General features: G+C 41.4%; 17 protein-coding genes. 5 read left to right on the forward strand and 12 right to left on the reverse strand.

From position 1 onward, the window contains the following. Positions 1 to 17: 17 nt before the first annotated feature. The 7 genes from NSQ43_RS15425 to NSQ43_RS15455 form a co-directional block, all read right to left on the reverse strand. Entirely contained in the window at positions 18 to 2,222 is a 2,205-nt protein-coding gene (locus tag NSQ43_RS15425; RefSeq protein ID WP_339251618.1) for a FecR domain-containing protein, read from the reverse strand. Then, entirely contained in the window at positions 2,223 to 3,878 is a 1,656-nt protein-coding gene (locus NSQ43_RS15430; protein ID WP_339251620.1) for an S-layer homology domain-containing protein, read from the reverse strand. 120 nt (positions 3,879 to 3,998) lie between these two features. Then, on the reverse strand, positions 3,999 to 4,805 hold the full coding sequence (locus NSQ43_RS15435; RefSeq protein WP_339251621.1) for an isoprenyl transferase: 807 nt from the start codon (positions 4,803 to 4,805) through the stop codon (positions 3,999 to 4,001). A gap of 642 nt (positions 4,806 to 5,447) precedes the next feature. Next, complete coding sequence (locus NSQ43_RS15440) at positions 5,448 to 6,131, reverse strand: hypothetical protein (RefSeq protein ID WP_339251622.1); 684 nt, start codon at positions 6,129 to 6,131, stop codon at positions 5,448 to 5,450. 364 nt (positions 6,132 to 6,495) lie between these two features. After that, positions 6,496 to 7,623 (reverse strand): PD-(D/E)XK nuclease family protein, encoded by a 1,128-nt coding sequence (locus tag NSQ43_RS15445; protein WP_339251623.1) that lies wholly within the window; start codon positions 7,621 to 7,623, stop codon positions 6,496 to 6,498. Continuing rightward, positions 7,620 to 8,402, reverse strand: a complete 783-nt coding sequence (locus NSQ43_RS15450) for a hypothetical protein (RefSeq protein ID WP_339251624.1) — start codon at positions 8,400 to 8,402, stop codon at positions 7,620 to 7,622. Before NSQ43_RS15450 ends, NSQ43_RS15445 begins: the two co-directional genes overlap by 4 nt. A gap of 385 nt (positions 8,403 to 8,787) precedes the next feature. Continuing rightward, complete coding sequence (locus tag NSQ43_RS15455) at positions 8,788 to 10,428, reverse strand: glycerol-3-phosphate dehydrogenase/oxidase (RefSeq protein ID WP_339251626.1); 1,641 nt, start codon at positions 10,426 to 10,428, stop codon at positions 8,788 to 8,790. 179 nt (positions 10,429 to 10,607) lie between these two features. On the opposite strand from NSQ43_RS15455, the gene NSQ43_RS15460 reads away from it, so the two are divergent. Beyond that, entirely contained in the window at positions 10,608 to 11,171 is a 564-nt protein-coding gene (locus NSQ43_RS15460) for a glycerol-3-phosphate responsive antiterminator (RefSeq protein ID WP_339251627.1), read from the forward strand. Here the strand turns inward: NSQ43_RS15460 and NSQ43_RS15465 are convergent. The 4 genes from NSQ43_RS15465 to NSQ43_RS15480 are packed head-to-tail and all read right to left on the reverse strand — an operon-like array spanning position 11,166 to position 15,858. Then, the gene (locus tag NSQ43_RS15465; RefSeq protein WP_339251628.1) at positions 11,166 to 11,948 is read right to left on the reverse strand and encodes an HAD-IIA family hydrolase; all 783 of its coding nucleotides are present in this window, start codon (positions 11,946 to 11,948) and stop codon (positions 11,166 to 11,168) included. The two genes, NSQ43_RS15460 and NSQ43_RS15465, sit on opposite strands and share 6 nt — an antisense overlap. A 34-nt stretch (positions 11,949 to 11,982) precedes the next feature. Further along, a complete protein-coding gene (locus NSQ43_RS15470) occupies positions 11,983 to 13,686 on the reverse strand; it encodes an iron ABC transporter permease (RefSeq protein ID WP_339251629.1) in 1,704 nt (567 codons plus the stop codon). Beyond that, a complete protein-coding gene (locus NSQ43_RS15475) occupies positions 13,683 to 14,813 on the reverse strand; it encodes an ABC transporter ATP-binding protein (RefSeq protein ID WP_339251631.1) in 1,131 nt (376 codons plus the stop codon). The genes NSQ43_RS15470 and NSQ43_RS15475 overlap by 4 nt, the downstream gene beginning before the upstream one ends. A gap of 16 nt (positions 14,814 to 14,829) precedes the next feature. Continuing rightward, positions 14,830 to 15,858, reverse strand: a complete 1,029-nt coding sequence (locus NSQ43_RS15480; protein ID WP_339251632.1) for an extracellular solute-binding protein — start codon at positions 15,856 to 15,858, stop codon at positions 14,830 to 14,832. A gap of 548 nt (positions 15,859 to 16,406) precedes the next feature. Here NSQ43_RS15480 and NSQ43_RS15485 point away from each other — a divergent pair. The 4 genes from NSQ43_RS15485 (at position 16,407) to NSQ43_RS15500 (ending at position 22,599) form a co-directional block, all read left to right on the forward strand. Continuing rightward, positions 16,407 to 18,731 carry a glycerophosphodiester phosphodiesterase family protein gene (locus NSQ43_RS15485; RefSeq protein WP_339251634.1) on the forward strand — a complete coding sequence of 775 codons (2,325 nt, stop codon included), beginning with the start codon at positions 16,407 to 16,409 and terminating at the stop codon, positions 18,729 to 18,731. Between the two features lie 439 nt (positions 18,732 to 19,170). Then, positions 19,171 to 20,670, forward strand: a complete 1,500-nt coding sequence (locus NSQ43_RS15490) for a YifB family Mg chelatase-like AAA ATPase (protein ID WP_339251635.1) — start codon at positions 19,171 to 19,173, stop codon at positions 20,668 to 20,670. A 1-nt stretch (position 20,671) separates the two neighbouring features. Further along, a complete protein-coding gene (locus tag NSQ43_RS15495; protein WP_339251637.1) occupies positions 20,672 to 21,262 on the forward strand; it encodes a transposase in 591 nt (196 codons plus the stop codon). A 308-nt stretch (positions 21,263 to 21,570) separates the two neighbouring features. Further along, positions 21,571 to 22,599 carry an AI-2E family transporter gene (locus NSQ43_RS15500; RefSeq protein ID WP_339251639.1) on the forward strand — a complete coding sequence of 343 codons (1,029 nt, stop codon included), beginning with the start codon at positions 21,571 to 21,573 and terminating at the stop codon, positions 22,597 to 22,599. Positions 22,600 to 22,637: 38 nt separating this feature from the next. Here the strand turns inward: NSQ43_RS15500 and NSQ43_RS15505 are convergent, their stop codons facing one another. Further along, positions 22,638 to 23,534 carry a DMT family transporter gene (locus tag NSQ43_RS15505; protein WP_339251642.1) on the reverse strand — a complete coding sequence of 299 codons (897 nt, stop codon included), beginning with the start codon at positions 23,532 to 23,534 and terminating at the stop codon, positions 22,638 to 22,640. Positions 23,535 to 23,827 lie beyond the last annotated feature (293 nt).

Consider the following 23,827-nt stretch of genomic DNA (forward strand, 5'->3'; position numbering starts at 1 on the left):
TGCCATTTTTTGCATATTCATCGTTCAAGTGTTACAGGGATACTCTCGGAAATCGCCTGTGGCCAATCGCTTCCTGAATGTCTAAACTCCACATGGATATGACGTTCACCGCTTAATTCTATGGCAAAGGTAGCTGAATATTCGATTCCGTTTGATTCCCAAATAGGTTCACCATCAATAAAAATACGAATATCCCTATAGCCTTCTTCATTTTCCCAGGATAAGGTTATAATGCTTCCAATTACTGATACGTTTATTTCTTTTATATCCGGCATTATTTCGTTTACAAACTCAATATTCATTAGTAGTAGTTGTTCATAGATTTCCTTGAATTCATCAATACTTGAAAAACCCTCTTCTGGCCTTGCGTAAAACACTTCATATGCAAGCGATTCAGCAAAAGGATGAAACCGTTCATATTCGTCGTCAACGGTATAAAAATCAATGCCAAGTACATCCGAATAGGAAGTTAGAAAATCAATTGGCTCTTCAGATCCATCAGGATAAAAATCGTTTAATGCGGCCAACACCATTTCCGGATTCATTCTATCTCTTTCTATTAAATTACTAATCGCAACCCAAATTGTTTCCGCTTTAGCAACCTTATCTTCAGCCGTTTCTTCAGGTAAATCCAAAGCCGCCATTAAATTAAACCAGCTTTCATCGCTGTACAACTCAGAATCGGAAGGGACGCTATTTATTGCATTCATCAAATTCTGATCAACCTGAGTTACCAATCCACTAATCGCATTCAAAAGCTCTTCTGTTTTAACAATCTTCTCCTCATCCGTCGACTCACCAAGCCCTAAAGCAACTTCAATTCTTCCCCAACTTTCCGACGTATACAGCTCCGCGGAAACCGGAACTTGCGCTTTGGCCGAGTTCAGATTTCGTTCTACTACGGAAATTGGTGGGGTTGGCCGCTCGGGCGGACTTGACGGTTGGACAACAGGAGGTGGTGCCGTTCTCTCCCTTTCCCTATTCGCCGCATCTTGTTGTCTCTGTCTTTCAAGTTCTTTATCTCTTAGCCTTGCATCCAATTCAGCCTTAGCATCAGGGTCTAACCCTTCTCTTAATCGCTCTGTCGCAGCACGCTTGGCATCCTCTAAAGCTTTTTTAATCCTTTCTTCTTGCTGTTTTCGTTCATTTTCTATTTTCTGAAGTAACGCAGCTTGGCTATTTTTCCTTTCCTCTAATTCACGCTTCTGCGCTTCCTCTCTTTGCCGTCTTGCATCATCAAGCGCCCTTTGCCGCTCCCTTTCCCGTTCAGTTAAAATCCATTCTTCACGTCCACCAAGGTTGATTGGTTGCTCTAACGAACGATTTGCCTCGCGAATTATTCGCTCAATATCAGCCGAAGAGCTTTTACCAGAATCAATGGCAGCCTGTAAGATGTGTTCCATTAAAAATTGAATGTTTCTTTCATATCTTTGCAGTTCTTCTACAGAGTTAAATAGTAAAGAATCAAGTGAAGTGCCGTTCAGCAATTGTCGTCTCGTTTCTTCAATAAATTCTTCATTCTCTTTATCGAATTTGTCTTTCAAGGATGCAATCTGTTCCAACATATGAAGCGTAAGCTGTGAATTCAAATCTTCGAAATTAAGAAATTCTACAGTTGCACCTATTTCATCCGGATATTGAATAGTTTGCTGCGCAGGATGAATGAGTTGTCTGTCTTTGTCACTGCCAGTGTCACTGTCACTTCGGATCCCTACTATACCATCCAAAACCGAAAGTGTCGTTCTACCAGTACCTGGATCAACAGTAACCAGAAAAAGGGTGCCCTTTGCCCCGATACTCTGGCCGGGTGTATTGACTTCAAATACATCCTTCCGATTTTTATCGGGATTGACATTGGATAATACTGACCCTGCCCAAATAAGTAATTTCGTAACCTTCTTACCCGCTTCATTACGCAAATCCGTTAACACCAAATCGGCATTTTGGGTAATCGTCAATTCATCATGCGTATCACTGATTACCAATTTTACGCTGGAAAAATTCTCGGTTATCACACGATCCTCCTGACCCAATCGTGCTCCTGGATAAGCCCTGATGGGTAGATTCCCGCCCGCCTTTATGATCCAAACAGTACCAATCACATCTTCAATTTTTGCAGTCCGATTTTCAGCGGCTCCAACCGGCTGCCCAACTCCCGACAACATGAGAACAGCTGCAAGGAAGAGCGCAACAAGCTGTTTAATCGGTTTGGTAGCCTTCACTTACATGCCTCCCTTACTCAAAATTCGTAAAACCCTATTGTCATAGCTGTCCACTACATGTAAATTGCCTTCCGTATCTACAGCAATGCCCGTCGGACTCTTGAACCCTCGTGCAATCGTTCTAACCTTCCCATCCTTCAAAACCCGAATTGACTTATTCACACTATCTGCTATGAACAAGCCGTTTTCATTTGAATAAGCCAGGCCTTTCGGGAAGTTGAATCGTGAACTTTCCGCCAACCCGTCCGAATAATCTCCACCTGCGTATAACCCGTCAATGGAGTATCCTCGAAATACACCAGCCACAGTGGAAACGGTATTTGTTGAAAAGTCGATGTACCGGATCACTTGGTTACCGGAATCACTGACGTATAAATTCCCCTTCGAGTCAAGCGCAAGACCCGAAGGTTCATTGAATTTCGCATCCTTCAACAGGCCATCTTGATGATCACCCACCCACTCCACTTCACCCGAAGCAACCTCAATAACCCGCTCGGAAGCAGCATTCAACGTCGTCACTTTGCCATCTGTAGTTATTTTGCGAATCAAATGATTCAATGTATCCGCTACATATACCGTTCCATTTTCAGCAACAGCAATCGCCCGCGGGGAATAGAAAAGGGCATTTTCACCGAATCCGTCATCCTTTCCAATGAAGCCGCCACCCGCAAGAGTAGTAACTTGACCGTTTGGTGAAATTTTACGGATTGCATGGTTTTTGGAATCAACAATGAAGATATCCCCTACAGCATCCACAGCAATATCAAAGGGTTCATCAAAGAAGGCTGCTTCCTTATCACCATTGTAGAATGCACCTTGCGGCAACCCGAACTCGTTTATATCCAAAGTCATTCCTGCAAACGTGCTGATATCTCCCTTAAAGATTTTCCGAATCACATGATTTCGGCTATCCGCAACAAGTAGTGATCCGTCAGGCAGAAAAGCAATACCATTCGGACCCCGGAATGAAGCACTTTCCCTCTTCCCATTCACAAGGTCAAACCTACCATTTCCCGCGAAATTCAAAACCGAAACGGCCGCCTCACTCCTTGTAATAAATGAAGCAAACTGACCACGTGTGACAAAAGAATTCGGTGAGTATGTCGTCGGCGACGTACCTGAAGTAATTCCATTCAACCGGAGCGATTCAACATAGGGTGCGAACCAATCATCTGCTGAAATATCCAAGAAAGGCGTTTCTTTCAAGGAGTCTCCCGAAAGTCCGAACCCATCATGAATGATTTTCGCAATCTGCGCCCTCGTCATGAAAGCATTCGGTTTAAAAGTCCCATCCGTGTAACCACCCACTACACCAGCCTGTACCAGTGCTGCAATTTCCATATAAAATGCATGGGTCGTTGGTAGATCTGTAAAGTTAGGGTTGTTAACATTATCTGTATCTATCCCCAACGCTGATGCAAGCATCGCAGCTGCCTGCCCGCGCGTTACATGCTCCCCCGGTCTAAACGTACCATCCGGGAAACCATTCACGATTCCCCTTTTGCTCAACTCAATGACAGAGTCATAGTAATGGGCTTCCACATCCAAATCGCTGAATGATGCCCCATCCGCATGCACTACCGCGGGGGCCATAACAACACAAACCACCATGGATGATGCAATGGCGGACAAGAACATTTTCTTCGTTCGCAGCAATTCTCAACCTCCTTTTTCACATAGGTATGCAATGTTCACTATATGCCCATTTAGGAAAAAGGATACTTATAAATTATTAAAGCACCGAAAAAAAGAGATACCAACTTTCGGTATCCCCAGTCATTTATTAATTATTCTAATTCCCTCGCTCACACCACCAAAGCGACGATTCCTCATTTGGAAATCTTCAATCGCACTCAAAAGGCATTCTTCATCAAAATCCGGCCAATTGACATCCGTGAAATTGAACTCGGCATAGGCAAGCTGCCAGAGCATAAAGTTTGAAAGTCTAACTTCACCGCTTGTTCGGATCAACAAGTCCGGCTCAGGTAAATGGGATGTCATTAATTTGGATTCAATTAGAGATTCATCGATATCTTCTGGTTGAATTTCTCCACTTCTTGTCATTTCTCCAATTGCCTTAACCATATTCACCAATTCAAACCGACTTCCGTAGTTCATCGCAAAGTTTAAAACAAGGCCATCATTGTTTGCCGTTGCGTCCATGGCATCCTTGATCGCTTTTTGTGTATGAAGCGGCAACGCTGAAAAATCGCCAATCATTTCAACCCTTACATTTTCCTCAATAAGTTCAGGTAGATATGTGGATAAAAACTCGACAGGCAGCTTCATAAGGAAATCGACCTCAAATCTTGGTCTTTTCCAATTCTCGGTTGAAAATGCGTATAAGGTTAACACACGAATTCCAAGTCGGTTTGCAAACCGCGTGATTTTACGGACGGTATTCATACCTTCACGGTGCCCCATAACACGTGGTAGATTGCGCTGCTTTGCCCAACGTCCATTTCCATCCATAATTATAGCAACATGGGAGGGGACTGCTTTCCGCAGTACCTCATCAATACGAAAAGATAAAGTTTTTTCCAATACATCAGGTGACTTCTTCCACCAAATCTTCTCTAACATAATTTCCCTCCACTTTAGTCAACTCACCAAGCGACTACTAATATTTTATCTATATTAATATAATTAATTTAATAGGGGCATAGTTTACTACGCTATCAAGAATTCTAACACATCATAATACGTAAGATAGGATGAATATTCCACTGTCTAACTAAAACTATGCCTAAGTTAAATATACTAACGATTTTCGGACCATTAAGTTCCCTTAAATCATGGCTATTTGAAATTTCTCTATTCACCAACTTTCCCAATTACGTTAAAACAGGCTATTTGAACCATGTCGAATTAGGTCGAAATACGTCGTCGAAAAAAGTACCAGAATTTTTATTCATGAACTATAGGTAAAAGATAATATAATGTGTATAATATAGACATGCATTTATTTTAGATATTTACTAATTTTTAATCAATCCAATCAAAAACACCAACCAAAGTTCTATGGGAGGAGGATTTTATGGCTAAGTGGGTGGGGAAATGGTTATGTAAGATATCCGGGTATCACCGGATGGACTACTATTCCAATACATGCAAGCGTTGTGGACATGTCAGACGGAAAGGATAAGAAAATAATTGAGACTTGGGGGAAGAAAACAGTCCGGAAAGGTAAACAAACGCTACCTTTTGGACTGTTTTTTTCAAACTCTAAGAATGAACCATGCTTACCTTATCACCTTCATCATTTAATGAAGCAAAATCCGTAGCAACAATTTTTGATGCCTGCTTATTAAAAATTGCACATTGCCAAAAATACATATCAATCAGTTTCATAGGAGTATAACCATTATCTAAGTAAGGCTCGAATTCCATTTGGTACGTACAATAAAATCGGACTAATTCGATTAAAGATGCCTTCGTTAGAGAACTCTTCATACTATGCAATCTTAAACCCTTCCTAAAATAACGGTCGTATGCAGGAATATTACCGAACACTCCCATAAGAATCTTCGTTACAAGAGTATCCGAGATATTGAAACCTTCATAGCATGCCCGCGTCTCGTTGACCAACTCCAACAAAATATCTACATGTTCCTCATCCGGTAATTGTCCTGTGTAAAAAGCCGCGTAGTCAGGTTTTCCGGCAACTGTTCTGATGAAATTCAAATGTATCTTATAGTCCTTTTGCAACAGATTGGAACCCCCGCGCATCATCCCCCAACTTGCCAAGTAAAACCCTAAATGCAATGCAGCGACATCCTGAACAGCTTCCTCATGCAAACGCTGATGATTGTCCATAAAAAAGCCATGGCAATGGTGCCATGAATTATATCGATGATGTATATCTTCCACGGTCGGCTCTATATACATATCTAACATTTCCTTAATCATATCGACTTCCACTCCCGATAAAATTCTACTAAATCCCCTTCTAAATACTTATATTCGACAAGAGAGTGGAAAGTCCTTCCTGTCTTCTTCCTAATTTTGTGGTTAGAAGTGTAAGGTTTGTAAAGGTACGACACACTTATTGTATAGGGACCTCGTGCACGGCATATATATGACAATTCAAAGGGATGCATTATAAATTCAACTTCACTATTACGGTTAATGGTAACCATTGGTTTTACGGATTTTTATGCAATTGTAGTAAATAGTCCGAGTAGTCCGACCACAGGTACAATTTCGGCATATCAAATTTCATATAGTAAAAGGTCAACCGTAAAATTCGATTGACCTTTTGGTTTTTATATAATTATTCGTCTACTACTTCCTGAAGATAGATGTCACGAATATCGAGTAAAGAGCCTTTTCTTTCATTATTTTGATCATACACTGACCACTCTCTCCAGCCATTTGTTTGCCTGCCTTTTATCATTGCACCAGGTGTTGATGGGCTATTATATTTCTCACCTTTGTATTCAATCTTAATTTGATCATTTTCCTGAACAAACGATGCCTCGTAGTCAGTATTATAATGGGTTATTATAAGCCTATCCTTCATCGATAGAAGCCCAGCATCCATTAATTGAGTTAAAGAGATATTATAATGGGTCATTGTTTTAGTCTTTTTTACAGGCGGTTTTCTATCCAAAACCGCATATATCTCGTCCAACACTTCTTTGTGCGTTTCGTATAACTTTTCACATATCTCTTTATTCGGCATTGCCATAACCCCACCTTTTTGAGTATTTATTGGTTTACCCAAGTTATTCACATATTGATTAACCAAGTATTTATTTTCTTCACGGATACTCGGATGTTTTAAGATTGGTTTAAGTACAAAATCGCAAAGTTTTTGGTAGGTAACAGGGATGAAATCATTTGATTCCGGTTTATCATTTTCATTAGGTGTTAAATATACTTTGACATCGTATTCATAGGAATTCGTCTGCTCCAAGTACTCGTTATATTTTTTTGTCTGATCAGCTGATTCCTTCGCTTTAATTTTGTTTTCAATTGTAATGCGAAGGACGTTCTTGTTGTTCCCTATTATATCTAGTCGTAAATTTCCAGCAGCTTTTTCTGTAACAAATTCCATGCCTTCATAAATTTCCGGGTCTTCAATTTCTACCAGTCCTAATGACTCAAGACTACTATCCATAAAGTTAAAATTGTTTTCGTAGCGTACCATATAAAGGAATCGTTGGAGCGGGAAATTACCCAACCCTAAATTTGATGTGGGATCCAGCACCCAACTTATAAATGCACTGTGCCACATTTCAGTATGAGAGGCTGCCACAATCTCAAAAATGGTTTTATTCGATTTAAGGGACTTTAATTCCAAAAATAGTGGGTCGGTTATGAGTTCATTGAATCTTTTTTGGAATTCAACCTTCTCCCTCCCTTTTTGGATGGCGCTTGTTTGAGTTACAATTGTCATTTTGTCACCTGCCTTAATTCAGTAATCGAATTTCTCCGTTTGTAATCCATTTCGAATAGTTTTTCAACATTTATATGCTCTTTTGATGATAAAACCAATGGATCACCTTCCCAATCTTCAGAAAATAGTCCTAATGATGTAGCCAAGGCTTTAAATTCCTTGAATGACGGTACCGCTTCATCCAGTAATTCACTTGTCCATAAGTTCATTTTTTCGAAGTGTAACTCTTGTTTCGCCGGAAGTTCTTCAGTATCCATATCATAAATTTCAATTGTAGTTATTTCCTTAAATTCGGTATCTAAAAACTCTTCGGGAGTAAGCCCAAATTCTTCTGCGTCAGTCCTTACACTATGGGAAATAATTTTTTTAGTACCTTCTTCAATGTCATTGGGATTGAGACGGATAATATAACTATTTTTAATTGAAATATCTTTAGAATCCCAACTGACAGGTGTAGTAATCCAGCATTCTTTCGTGTGATTCGCATCGCTAACAAGTTCTTCTGTGTATAAAGTTTCGCTATCTATTACATATTCTGAAATCAGATTTTCATTGACCTCAATTTCATAAATACGATAATAGCCAAATGAGGTTTCTCTGATATGATCTTCTATACCTGCCCCACCAAACGGCATAGCTGTAAAACATCCGTTAAGATCCTCGCTAACACATATTCGAGGGATTTTAGCATCTTCTCCTGACTCATGCAGACTTTCTGGTATTCTTGGTACGAATTCTTTGATGAGGTCTAGACTAGTAGATACATGGTAATACTTCATTACTCCAACTCCTTTTGTTATTCTGGTTAAACGGCAAACTCTCGTAAACTATATGCACTTGTCCTCAAACTAATTCACTATTATTTTTTTCCTACTTTGCTGCCATGAGGTTTTTGCCGTCGGGCGTGGTGTTTTCTCAAGTTTTCTCGTTTAACTTGATTGACTTCTCCTTTAAGCGTGAAGAGTTCTCCTTTAAGCACGATGTTTTCTCATTAAGGTGAAAAAAGTTCTCCTTTAACCCGGAATAGTTCTCGTTCAAGCACCATTAGTTCTCCTTTTCGCACAATAAGTCCTCCTTTAAGCATAAAAAGTTCTCATTAGCACCCCCACACCAAAAAAGAGGACAACGAAATTTCGTTTGTCCTCCAAGTAATTTCCCCGATCCTTACTGTATCTCCTCAATCCGCCGATTCAAGTCATCCATATGCTTCTTCGTTTCCTCTACGCTCCACTTCATCAAAATAGCCATATACGCAACGACTTCATATTTCCATTTATTCACCCAGTCGATGTCGAATAGGACTGCGCCGGTTCTTCTGATGAAGTAGTCGGCTGGGCTGATGGCCATTTCTTCTTCAATTGCATAGTGGAGGGTTAACTTAATCGACAGCGGCAGGTTGGTTTCTTGTAATTCCTTGCCTGCGTATTTCAATACTGAATCAGTGTTTGTACCGTATGTTGATAGGATGCTTGTTGCGTCGCGCAGTGAAATGCCTGTTTCTGCGGCAACTGCCTGAGCTCTGTCGTTTATGAAGCGCCCATAGTCTTCAGGATTTTCGAAATTTCCTCCTGATAACTTCATTTGCTTTGTAACAGACCCTGTACACTTCTTACCTTCTTGTTTTAATTGTTCGCAAATCATGTCTGTGACGGTTTCGGCCATTTTTCTGTAGCCGGTCAATTTTCCGCCTGCGATTGTGATTAGGCCTGTTTCGGAAGTCCAGATTTCATCTTTTCGCGAAATTTCCGATGGCCCCTTCCCTTCTTGACGGATTAACGGTCGCACCCCTGCCCATGCGGATTCGACATCTTGCATGCCAATTTGCAAGTCTGGAAACATGAATGCAATGCTTTTCAATATATACTCTTTGTCTTCCACTGTGATTTCAGGATTCACCAAATCACCATGATACTCGGTATCTGTCGTTCCTACATATGTTTTCCCATTCCTTGGAATCGCGAACACCATTCGGCCATCCGGTGTGTCGAAATAGACCGCTTGGCGTAACGGGAACTTGGAACTGTCGATGACGATATGAACACCTTTTGAATGGAAGAGGCTTTTCCCTTCGATTTTCCTGTCTTGCTCGATGACATTTTCGACCCACGGTCCAGTGGCGTTAATAATCTTTTTGCCCATGACAAGATACTGCTCTTCATCTAATACATCACGGATATATAATCCTGCAACCTTGCCTTTCGCGTCATATTTGAATGACTCCGCCTTCACATAGTTCAGCAAGTCGACGCCATTTGCATATGCCGTTTTCGCCACTTCAATTGTCAACCGGGCGTCATCTGTCCGGTATTCAACGTAATAGCCTGCACCCAAAAGATCTTTCTTTTTTAATAAAGGTTCCTTCCGTAAACTCTCTTCCCTTGTCAGCATTTTACGACGCTCGTTTCTCTTCACTCCTGCTAAGAAATCATAGACTTTCAAACCAAGCGACGTGGAATACTTCCCGAATGTTCCTTTACGGTAGATCGGCAGCAGCATCCATTCCGGGTGAGTGACATGCGGTGCATTTCGATAGACGACTTCCCTTTCTTTCCCAACTTCTGCAACCATGCCCACTTCAAATTGCTTCAAATAACGAAGTCCACCGTGGACAAGTTTCGTGGAGCGACTTGATGTCCCAGCCGCAAAGTCTTGCATTTCAACTAAAAGCGTCTTCAAACCCCTTGTTACACAGTCAAGGGCAATACCCGTTCCAGTAATTCCGCCCCCGATAATAATCACGTCATAATGCTCGTTTTCAATCCCACTTAATAATTCTTGTCTGCCTTTAAATGAAAATGATTTCATTTTCAACACACTCCTCTAATGAAAAAGACCATTACAATAGCCCTGCCGAATGCAGGGATTGTAATGGTCCTATCTCATAATCTCCGACCTTATAAAATTAATTCTTTCCAAATTTGTTTAACTTATACTATTATAATAGAAGAGTCACCATTTCTTATTTTTCGAAAGGATGAATAAACTTGAAATTAGTTGACATGGTGGAATCCCAGATGATTGCGTCCGTAAAGAATGAAGAAGATTTACAACACGCACTTACATCCAATGTCAATATTGTCTTTCTTCTAACCGGGAATCTAATGACCATTGCCAACTATATTCAACAGTTGCGCAAGGCCGATAAACATGTATTCCTTCATTTGGACTTCATCGATGGCATCTCCAATTCCCGAAATGCGCTCAGTTATGTTGCAGAATATTGGAAGCCGACAGGGATCATTACTACTAAAAGCCATATCGTCAAAACTGCAAATGAGTTGGGGCTGAAAACGATTCAGCGAATCTTCCTGATCGATCGCGCCGCCATTAAGAAAGGGATTGAAATGGTCAAGTCCTGCCAACCGGATGCAGTTGAAATTCTGCCTGGCATTATCCCGAAAGTGATCGATCAACTTTCAAGGGAACTTGACTACCCCATCATTGCAGGTGGTTTGATCACAGACCTTTCAGAAGTTCATGAAGCTCTTCAAGCCGGTGCGTTAGCCGTTTCATCGGGTGATCCGGAAATGTGGAAATTTGATTTATAAAGTCGCGATATCCTTCACACTTTCAAGTACATATTCCGGTCGATGAACACTCGACTTCAACATCTCTTCGTTCGTAATGCCTGACATGACTAGGACGGAATGGATTCCCGCGTCATTCGCCATTTTAATATCCGTTTCCAGACGGTCACCGACCATATAACATTGACCGGCTTCCATGCCTAATACATTTTTCAAGACATATTCGGCCATTAATAGCGAAGGCTTTCCAGTGATCATCTTCACCGGTTCACCGGTCGCCCCTTCAAGCGCGCCAATCATTGCGCCGCAATCAGGGATTTCTCCGTCTTTGACTGGACAAGTCCGATCAGGATTCGTTGCAATGATTTCCGCGCCATTTCGCCAAGCCTGAAACGCATTGTTCAATTTCTCATAATTGAATTCGCGATCCCAACCTAATACAACATGAGATGCGCTAACGGGATTTTCCGCTAACTTTATGTTTTCACTCGCCAACTCGTCGAATAAAGGCCCCTCACCGATGACGTAAACCGAGTCATCGGTTTTCATAACTGTTTTCAAGTAATGTGCCGTAATATAATTGGAATTAATGACCTCGTCAAGTTCGACTTCAATTCCTAACGCATTTAATTTAACAACATAATCTTTACGGCTTGCAATCGATTTATTCGTCAAGAAAACGACTTTATCCCCGCGTTCTTTAAGGGCTTTAACACCTTCTGCAGCACCCTCTATTATATGGTCGTCGAGATAAATTGTTCCGTCCAAGTCAAAGATAAAACCTTTCAAAACACTCACTCCAAATCAGTTATGTTAGACACCAAGTTGTGGATTAAAGCTGTGACTTTTTACCGATCAAGTTCGCAATCCCTTGCAAGATCAACACCAATGCAACAAGTATGACCGACATTGCTGCCGCCGAATAATATTCTGCCCGCAGGATGTTTTGGAAAATCGCCAAACTCATTGGAGCCCATTCAGGTGGTGCAAGCAAGATCGAAACGCTCGCCTCTTTGATTACTGTGATGAAAACAAGTACGGATCCGGCAGCAATCCCTGGTAACATTAGCGGTCCTACAATTGTAATTGCCGCTGTCAATGGAGTAGCTCCAAGATTCACCGCTGCCTCTTCGATATCCGCCTTAATCGCCCGCATCGATCCCATTGTCGAACGGACCATATAAGGGAGTCGGCGAATCGTATAAGCGATGATTAAAAGTACAGCAGTTCCAGTCAATTGAAGTGGTGCCGTGTTAAATGTTTGGATCAACGCGATACCGAAAGCGATTCCTGGCACGACTAACGGAATGGAAGCGATGAAATCCAACTTCGCCGAATTTTGACGTACAACGAAATACGATACAAATGTCGCTACGATTACGCTTAAAATTAATGCGCCTGTCGCAAGCATGATACTGTTTTGGATGTTCCCCATCGATGTAGAGAAGATCATTTTATAGTGGTTCAATGTATATCCACTTGGCAACAGATCTTTCCCCCAAGTAGTTGCAACGGACTGAAGTGCCACAGAAAGCATTGCAAGTAGTGGAATCAGCACGATGAACAGGGAGTAGCCTGACAATACGCGTGTCAATAATTTATTCTCAATCAACTTCTGTTGCTTCGGTTTACCGGAAACGGAGCCGTAGTTTTTCCCCTTCGTGAATAGATGTTGCAAATAGAAGAAGAATGCTGCAACGATTACCATGACAACAGTAAGGATCGCTGCCCCGCCCCAGTTAAAGAATCCGGATATTTCCCGATAGGCTTCAACGACCAACAGATTTAATTCTTTTGGGGCAAGTACGATTGGACTTCCGAAATCCGAGAAGCTTACTGTGAATATTAGCAACGCACTCGAGATGACTCCCGGTAATGCAAGTGGAAACGTGACGAATATAAATGTGAACCAGTTTTTCGCGCCCAAGTTCTGAGATGCCTCTTCCAAACTAACGTCGCTCACTTTAAACGCCGCCACTAATGGCCATAATGCATAAGGGAAAAAGAAGAATACCTGTACCGCAACAACACCCGCCATGGAATAAGGATTCAGCAACATCCCTTCCCCGCCAAGCGCATTGTAGATTTGTGTTACCCATCCAGCCCGACCAAACATGATGATAAATGCATATGCAGAAATGAAAGTTGGTACAATCAACGGAATCATACATAATGCGGATATCGTCTTCTTAAAAGGCATTTTCGTCCTTGCAATCCCATATGCAAGGGGTATACAGACGAGGATAATGATGATGGTAACGGTAAACGCCAACACAAGGCTATTTTTCAACGCAGTTGCATATCCAGCGTTCGAAAAGATCCGTTTATAGTTATCCAACGAAATGTTCTTGAACTTTTCCAGTGTTGAATTGAAAATCGCCGGATCGGTAATAGCACCTAATAGATTCGTCGGTTCACCTGTAAAACTGACGACAAAAACCGAGAGGAGCGGGAGTAACATGAATAAACCAAAGAATAAAAAGATGAGTACTTTTACTACCGTTAATCCATTTAAGCTGTTTTTTAAACGATTCATATTAACAGCACCCTCTCGTGTTCAACGGTCAACTTAACCTTTTTCCCTTCCTCAAAAATATTAGCGCCTGAGGAATACGTTGTGTCGACAATCAGTTGGTACGATCCGACTTGAACGTCATATCGAACGATGGAGCCTAAATATGTCGACATGATGACTGTTCCTTCAATTACATTCGTTGCAGTATGGTCAATATCGATATCAGCCGCAACCACTTTTACGTGTTCAGGACGAATGATGACATCAACGTCTTTATTCTTAACTTTATTAGCAGAACGAAGTAGGAAACCTTCTCCTTTTACAACCGTCAAACCATTCTCTTCACCTTCAACAGTGCCTTTTAAAATATTGGAAGTTCCGACGAAATCTGCGATAAACGGTGTTTTAGGATTACTGTATAAATCAGTTGGAGTTCCGATTTGGACGATATGGCCTTTATCCATAACTGCAACACGGTCCGCCATACTCATCGCTTCCTCTTGGTCATGTGTAACGAAAATCGTTGTGATGCCCAAATCTTGTTGAATCTTACGGATCGTGTTTCTCATGGAGTGACGTAATTTCTGGTCCAAGTTGGATAATGGTTCATCCATAAGAAGAACCGCCGGCTCCATGATCAATGCTCTCGCAAGGGCAACCCGTTGCTGTTGACCACCGGATAGTTCACTCGTTAGGCGATCGGCATGGTTTTCCAGCTCAACATACTTTAAGATTTCCATTACTTTATTTCTAAGATCTGCTGGGTATTTGCCTAAACGGCTTGATAGTAAACGACCATATATTCCCAATTGCTTAATAGGATTGCTTGAATTCAGTTCTTTAATATTCAAACTGTAAGCAACATTTTCGAACACATTCATATGTGGAAACAGTGCATAGCTTTGGAACACCATGCCGCAATTTCGTTTATTCGCAGGAATTTTTTCAACTTCACGATCACCTATGTAAATTCTTCCGGAAGTGGGATTTTCAAAACCGGCAATACAGCGCATTGTCGTCGTTTTCCCACATCCCGAAGGACCAAGAAGGGCGAAGAACTCGCCCTCCTTGATATCAAGGTTAATGTCGTGAAGGGCAGTAAAATCCCCAAATGATTTTGTCATTTTCTCAATTCTTACTGATCCCATTCATCTTCACCCTTACTTACTGAAATTTGTCTTTCCATTCGTTACGAACGCGGTCGTAGTTTTCATTCACCCAGTCAATGTCAAGGTCAACAGCGTGAGCTTTAACTTTTTCAAGTGTCAACGGAGTTTTTGATTCTACTTCTGGATTGATCGGAATATGGTACCAGTCCGCCATGATTTGTTGCGCTTCTTTAGATAGAAGGAAGTCCATGAACTTCTTACCGCCTTCAGCATTCGGGCCGCCTTCAATCAATGTTGCAGGGTTAACAAGTACTGGTGTTTTATCAGGAACGATAAAGTCTACAGTTTCACCTTTAGCTTTTTGCTCATACGCCATGAAGTCAAATCCGATACCGATATGAGCTTCACCCATTGCTACCGCTTTAGTTGGAGCAGAACCGGAGTCAGGAATCGAGTTCGCTTGCTTAACAAGCTTTTCGAAGAATTCCCATGCCTTTTCTTCACCTTGCTGCATCATTTGGTCCATAACCATTAGAGTCGCTGTACCAGATGCTGCAGGGTTCGGGAATTGAATTTTCCCTTCCCATTTCGGATCAAGCAAATCAGCCCATGTTTTCGGTGCTTCTGCTTCAGTAACTAAATCCGTATTATAAGAAAAACCTAAAACGAAAAGTTCAACCCCAACATACTTTCCATCTTGGTGCTTTAACTTAATGCCGTTTTCAACAATGTCCCAATCTGCAGCGAAATCCGGAATGTAGGAAGCAAGTATCCCACGCTCAACTGCCGCTTCAAACGGAAGGATTCCTCCCCCACCATACCAAACGTCAGCTTTTGGATTGTCTTTCTCAGCCATCATCTGGTTCACTAAAATGTTTGTCCCAGCGTAGTGAACGTCTACTTTCTGACCATGCAATTCCTCGTATTTCGCAGCCAATTCCTTCGTGAAATCAGGAGTTTCAGGTGAATAAAGCGTGATTCTCCCTTTGTCGCCACCCCCAGACGATGACCCTCCACCTGCACAACCAGCCAGAATTCCCGCTGTCAGGAATACACCAGCAGCTAATCTACCAAATCTCTTCATGAAAATCCCCCTTAATATTTTTATAGACAGAAAAAAAGACGAATGCAAAATGAGACCCTCCTTTAGAAAGGGCTTTCATTTTAGGCTTTCATCTCATCGTCTCTGCCTATATTGAACTAAATCTCAGTATATATCAGAATATAAAAAATGCAATAGTTTTATGACATTTTTTTCATTTATGTAAAAGTATTGTTGTGGTGCCTGTGCAAGAAACATTCATGTTTATTCAGTAAATTTGTATAAATATACGTTATCTCCGCAATTTTACGCGGTTATTTATTAATAAATATACAATTGTAGTGTATAAACTGAATAGTCTTCTGCACAGGCACCTTAACAATTCTTCCGACAAATCCTTGAGTACCCGAAATATCCTACTTGCAATCTCCGACAAAGGAAATAGTTTCCTGTTCGAATCAAGTAGAAAAGAATCGTTTTTGGTTGTTTTAGGGTTTTTAACTTTCCAATAATTACGAATCATGTATACTACATTCCGATAACTTGATAGGTTGCTATATTAGCGACCTAATTCCAAAGGAGGAGTTGTTATGGGAATGGGTAGGAATGGATGGAGAAAGCTGTTGATCATTTGTGCGATTGCATTGTTAGCCGGCACCGGTTATCTTTCGGCAGTTGCTGGTAAAGCAAGCGCTGCACAGACGATCCTTGTTGAAGAGAATTTTGATCAGCTTGAAGGGGAATTACCGAATGGATGGAGTGTCATACAAGGACAAGCATCCGTTGAAGACGGAAAGTTGAAGTTAATCTCACCGTCCTCTGCCTCACCGGCAAGAGTACTTGTGCCACTTTCCGACAAAAATGGGGATATCGTATTCGAAGCCGATATGACATTCGTTTCGGCAGTCGAGGATACACGCTGGGCATCCATGATGTACAGAGTCCAATCATCGAATTATCCTTACTATCAATTCGCGATGCGTAGGGGCACAACTGCACTAAATGGTGCGGAGTTCGCGGAGCGCAATTCAAAGAACCAATGGGTCGTTCCTGAAGCAACGTTTTTCACGGAAAAGCTTGAGTACAACAAGCCATATCGCATAAAAATCATTGCAAGCGGTAATCGTGTACAGCAGTTCATCAATAACAAGCTTGTCATCAACACGGATCAAGCTTCCAATTGGCTCAGCGGGGACATCGGTTTCCAAGCAAACGGTTCTACTGTTTTATTCGACAATGTAAAGGTCACGACTTTCGAGAATGAATTGCCACCAATTGAAAACGCTGGTGCTTTCCTTCCACAAGAGCCTATGTCGAATATTGTCAATGCACCAACACTAATTGGACAAACCCTGCAGGCAGCGGATTCCACGAATACTGCTTCCGTTCTTCTCAAAGTAGAGAAGAATCAAAACGGCGAACTGACGACGAATAATATGTCGCTTGAACAAGCACTTGCTATGGTCCAAAACAGACATATTCCGATCTTACAAATTGAACAAGAAGGTATTGAGGACGCAATTATCAATGCACTGAATGCTACAACAACTACTGACGTGCATATCGTTTCGTCGAAGCCGCAAATTGTGAAAGAAATTACTGACCTGATGCCAACAGCACGCGGCGGAATCATCTATATAAAGAACTCTTTCAATAAACATGACCTGAATGAGCTCATTCAGACTGTCCATAAAAGCAATGCGAAAGTCGCGTTGATTCCTGAAAAGGTTTTGGACACGGAAAAGGTTCATTACTTGCATACAAGAATGGTCGCGGTTTGGGGAATTGGGGCTCAAAATGAAAAAGGTGCTCATGCATTAATTCATACAGGTGTTGACGGAATCATCACCAACAACCCTGCTGCGTCGATTGAAGCACTTGGTAAATATCCTGAAAACACGATCGTTCAACGACCAATCGTCGCCGCCCACCGAGGAGTTCCATCGCTCGCTCCTGAAAACACGATGGCAGGATATCGACTGGCGTATGACTTGGGAGCGGATCTGATTGAAACGGATGTACAATTAACGAAAGACGGTCACCTCATAATCATGCATGATTTGACAGTTAACCGCACTACCAACGGGACTGGCGCAGTAAAGGATCTTACATTGGAAGAAATCCGCCAATTGGATGCGGGCATCAAGTTCAGTGAAGAATTTGCGGGAGAAAAGGTTCCGACATTCAAAGAATTCCTTGCCGAATTCAAGAAGAAGGACATCATCCTTCTTGTCGAATTAAAGGGAGCAGGCTTCGAAGCTGAAGTGATCAAGCAAATCGAGGAATTGGGAATGGTCGACCAAGTCATCATTCAAAACTTCGACTTAGGAAGCATGGTTGATTCGTTTAAATTAAAACCTGAAATTCCTGTCGGCTACTTGTACTCGGCAGCTGTACCAGCAACGACAAGTGCCAAAATTAAAAACGCCCAAAAGATGATGGATTACGGAACATCCAACAGGGTCACTCTGAATGCAAGCTACGGAAGCACGTACGAAGAATTCATCACATACATGCGTCAACGCGGCATGCTCACAATGCACTGGACATTCCGTGCAGAAGAACCTTTCCGCGACAAACTTGCTGAAGGACTAATCGGACCAATCACCGACTACACACAGTGGCTGACCGACGCACCAATCAAGCTTGAAACACCGATTAAGAAGATCAACCTAAAAGTCGGAAAAACATCGACTGTTAACGCAAAAGCCTTCGTCAATTTCCGTACAGCCAAAAAGGAGAATATTGCTTCTGAGTTGTTTGTTGTTGGGGATAATGGCGTGGTAAGAATTGAAGGCAACACAATCGAAGCAGTTTCCAGCGGGACTGCGCAGGTATTTGTGAAACATACATTCACGATGTTAGGTAAGGAATGGAATGTTGTTGGAGAACCGATTGAAGTGAATGTGAATTGACATGAAACAGGAAGCCATGTTGGTGGCTTCCTGTTTTTTCAGGTGGCATAATGCGAACGTATTGTAAAGGCAACCGAACATATTGTAAAGGTACCTGTGCGCTACACATTTATGGTAATTTATCTATGTGTATAATTATACACATCTAAGAAGGATGACACTTGACTCCATTGCATTAACACACAAAATATATGTATATACAGTGAATATTCGCGATTGTTCGCTGCACAGGCACCTTAACAATTCTCAAACCCTCAAAATAAATTTTTGACCCCTTTTTCGCGTTGAAAATTCATTTTTACCCCCTTTTTCGCAAATTTTCTTGTTTTTTGGGTGTTTTTGGTTGAATTCAGACAGTTGTCAGTCTATTAGGAATACGATAGAGTTGGGGAAAATGAAGGGGTGAAGGGAAATTACATCGATTATTATGAGTGTTGGTTTGCAAGGAATGAAAGGTCATCGGGTTGCTGTTGAGGCGAATGTTCGGATGGAAAGGGAGCAGTGTGTGATCATTGGGTTGCCGGATGCCTCTATTAAAGAGTCAAAAGAACGCCTTCTGAGTTGTTTGCATGCTCTAAACATGGACATTGATATGAAGAAAATCACAATCCATTTATCCCCCGCGGACATTCGAAAAAGTGGGACGGGGTTTGATTGCGCAATGCTATTAGCCGTCATGCAAGAGGTTTTGAAGGAGCCGTTACCCATTGATGAATCGACTTGCGTGATTGCGACGCTCTCCTTGAACTGTGAACTTATGCCATTCCACGGTATGATTCCAGCCATTCAGCAAGCGATTGCACTTGGTTTCAAGAGGATTTTGATTCCACCGATCGATGTCTTTTTTTTAAACCGCGTTGGTGATGTGGAAATTGTTCCGTTACGCGATATATACGAGCTTGTGTCCTATTTAAGAGGGCAGATTTCGCCTGATTTTGATACTTACCCACGTATTCCGATTGCAGACTTCAACACAACCGATATGAATCAAACGACTACAGATTTTTCATCCATTCGCGGACATAAAGTTGCGAAGCGTGCCTTAGAAATCTCTGCAGCTGGAGGACATCATGTATTGTTAACCGGCCCGCCCGGATGCGGAAAAAGTATGTTGGCTGATGCATTTCATACGATATTACCGGATTTAACCCACGAAGAGGTCGTCGAATTATATGGCATTTACCATTTAGCGCGTGAAAATCGCGGCTTATCGTTACGCCCTCCCTATCGCCACCCCCATCACTCCGCATCCTCAGTCTCATTAATCGGCGGTGGGACATACCCGAAACCCGGCGAAATTTCCCTATCTCATCGGGGCGTCTTATTCTTGGATGAACTTGGGGAATTTTCAAGAAAGACATTGGACATGCTGCGACAGCCAATGGAAATGGGAGAAGTAACGATCAATCGGGTCAAGCAATCCGTTACCTACCCATCTAACTTCATACTGATCGCCGCAACTAACCCTTGTCCTTGCGGATATTCCGGATCAAATGAGCGCTACTGCACATGCACACCGAGACAGGTGAATGCATATCGGCTGAAGGCTTCCGGACCGCTATTTGACCGGCTCGATTTTATTCTTTCATTACAAAACGTTGGGTTGCAAGAGCAAGGAAAAGCCGAAACCTCCGCCATTATTCGCGAACGCACAACTCGCGCCAGAGAAATGCAATGGGAAAGATACGGGAATCAATGGTTGAACGGTAATGCCCCATTTCAACTATTAGATGAAACTTCGGGGTTAAATGATGAACAGAAAAACCTTGTCCAACGAATATGCTTTGAAAATAAATGGAGCAATCGAACGCAAATCAAGCTTATCCGAATCGCAAGGACAATCGCGGATTTGGAAGGAGAAAGATTTATTTCTGAAAATGCATTACAAGAAGCGATTAGATGGAAATCAATTGCCCCACAAGCAATGGAGGTGAATTAAATTGCCAAGACGGAGACGTAACTGGCGCCCCAATGCCTATTACCATGTCGTCATGCGAGGGAATAACCGGCAAAATATATTTGAAACCCATGAGGACCAAATGAATCTAATGCGCGCCTTCAATTACACATACTCCAAATACCCGTTCACCCTGTTGGCCTATTGCATCATGACCAATCACTATCATTTATTAATCCGCTCCGAGGTGGATTTAAGCAAAGTCATGGCCTACATTAATCGAAGGTATAGCGACTATTACTCCAAGCGGTATCAACACGTTGGTCGAATCTATGAAAAAAGATACTACTCCGCACTTGTCGACGGACCTAATGCGATCCTTTCCGTCAGCAACTACATCCATAGAAATCCAATTGAGACCAAAATTCCGTTAGTGGAGAATTTGGAGGATTATCCATACAGTTCGTTTCCTTTTTATGCGGATGAAAAGAAAACCCCTCCTCGTTTTTTAGATACTGGATTTGTAGCTGCTTATTTACCGAAGGAATACGAAAAATCGAATCAGGCGTATTGTCATTATTGTAAGGTTTATAGGCATGATATTGAGGAGGATAGAAGAATAGTTTCGAAGTAGGAAAAAAGCCAACGACTCCCCCCCAAGTCATTGGCTTACCACTTTTTATTTTTAATTCACTTCAACAAAAACTTCCCAAACCCATCCGCTCCATCAGCGATAAAATTGTAAAGGTGCCTGTGCAAGACACACTAACAATTACCATCTAAAGATACTTAAACAAATTAAGTATATCTATTCACATAGTTGTGTAAAATAAAGTAAGATAGATAGATATAAAGTTCTCGTTTGAAATCTATGGCAAACAAAGGGATACTAAACTTAAGGAATTTAATAGAAATTTGCTTATGAGGGGTTTTGGGTTAAAAATGGATACGATTATTCGGCTATTACAAAGAAAAGAAGTGAAACGGGTCATTATTTTTGCATTAATGATCGTTGTGTTATTCAGCGTGAAAAGTATGATGAATTTAATCTTACTTACCTTTATATTTTCATTCTTAATGAATCGACTCGTTGAATTTACGGCAAAGCGCGTCCGTATGAATCATAAACTGATTGTTATCATGCTGTATACATTGATTGTCGGCATTTTGACGGTAGCTCTTACGAAATACTTACCGCTCATCTCCTACGAAATAACTCAGCTCGTCAGGCAAATAACAAATTTCTTCACCCACCCGCAAGAAAATCCGCTTTTAGGCGTTATTGAATCATTTATTTCCGGTGAACAGATTAAGGCCTACATCGATAATGGCGTGTCGTTCCTACTAAAATCATTTTCAGATATTAGTAAAGTGAGTATACATGTACTGCTTGCGTTGATTTTAAGCTTATTTTTCCTTATTGAAAAACCACGACTTGTCGAGTTTACGAATAAATTTAAAAACAGCAAGATTGCTCCCTTCTATCATGAAATTGAGTTTTTTGGAAAGAAATTTTCACGTACATTTGGTAAAGTAATCGAAGCGCAATTTATCATTGCACTTGTTAATACGTTTTTGTCTATCATCATTTTAATGATTTTAGGATATCCTCAGATTGTCGGATTGGGCATTATGATCTTCTTCCTTGGGCTAATCCCGGTCGCAGGAGTCGTCATATCACTTATTCCACTTACGATTATCGGCTTTACAATCGGTGGATACATGACGGTCATCTACTTGTTAATCGCTATTATGATTATCCATGCGATTGAAGCATACATTTTAAATCCGAAACTGATGTCTTCAAAAACGGATCTGCCAATCTTCTACACATTCGTCGTACTCATTTTTTCGCAAAACTTTTTCGGCGTATGGGGCCTGATCATTGGGATTCCGATTTTCATATTCCTGCTCGACATATTGGATGTGACCGATAAAGAGCCGGTTCCAACTACAAAAGACGACATTTAACGATAATGAATAAACACCAGCCGCGCGTGGCTGGTGTTTTATATTTGCCTTTTTATCCGAAAAAGATTTGATCCAAGTTCATTCAAAATGATTGCGAGTAGAATGATTGCAGTCCCCACCCATTGCAGCGGTGTCACCAATTCCGACAAGATGACGCTCGCTAAAAGGATAGTAATCGGCAATTCAATGGACGTTAATATATTCGCGATTCCTCCTGAAATTAAGGGTGCTCCTACTGCGTAAAACAGTGGTGGAAGGACAGCACCGAATAATGAAACCCCGATACCCACTGTTACCAAGTTTCCTTCGAGTGGAAATACAGTCGGTATATCACGCATGAACAGGATAAAAACCATTGCGGATGACCCTGTCACCATCACCGAACTCCGCGTCAACGCATCCACATTAACCGCCACTTTTCCACTAAAGAATATGAATCCTGCATATGTAAATGCGGATAGGATGCCAAATACAAACCCTTTAATCGGGAGCCCTTGAATATCCCCGTTAATGATGTTCGAAGCGAAAAAGACCCCTATGAGAATTAAAAGTATAGATAGGATCGTCATTGGTGCAGGTGTTACTTTGCTGAAGATCCATTCCAAAATGATGCCAATCCATATAAATTGAAACATTAAAATGATCGCCAACGAGGCCGGTAAGTATTGCATCGATGCGTAATAAAAAACGGTCGTCAATCCGATAAAGCAACCCGTCATCATGATTTGCAAAATATTCTTCTTCGTCAGGCCCTTGAAGCTCGACCGTCTAATTAAGGTAATAGACCATATTAATATAAAGGAAATTAACATTTGTGCAATTGTAATTTGGCCAAGTGAATACCCATAGCTAAACCCAAGCTTTGCAAATATTGGCGTAAACCCAAAACACGCTGCGCCCAATAAAACAAACACAATCCCTTTATTGAATTTCATTATGAAAATACCTCCTTGCTGCAGAAAACTAACTGTACTATTATACCATGAATGATGGAAAGCCTGAAGATAGGCTGTTTTTCGCGATTTCATTTGTAAAGGTACCTGTGCACGACACATTTATGACAATTCATATAGTTGTATATAAATACATAAAAACTCAGTATAACAGGATTTTAATAGACTTTCACTGCATAAACGGTGAATATTCTCTATTGTGTGTTACACAGGTACCTTTACAATTCCTTTACAATCATCGACACCTTCGCAATCCAATTATGATATAATAATTT

The sequence above is a fragment of the Sporosarcina sp. FSL W8-0480 genome, from assembly GCF_037963765.1.
Classification (GTDB): Bacteria; Bacillota; Bacilli; order Bacillales_A; family Planococcaceae; genus Sporosarcina.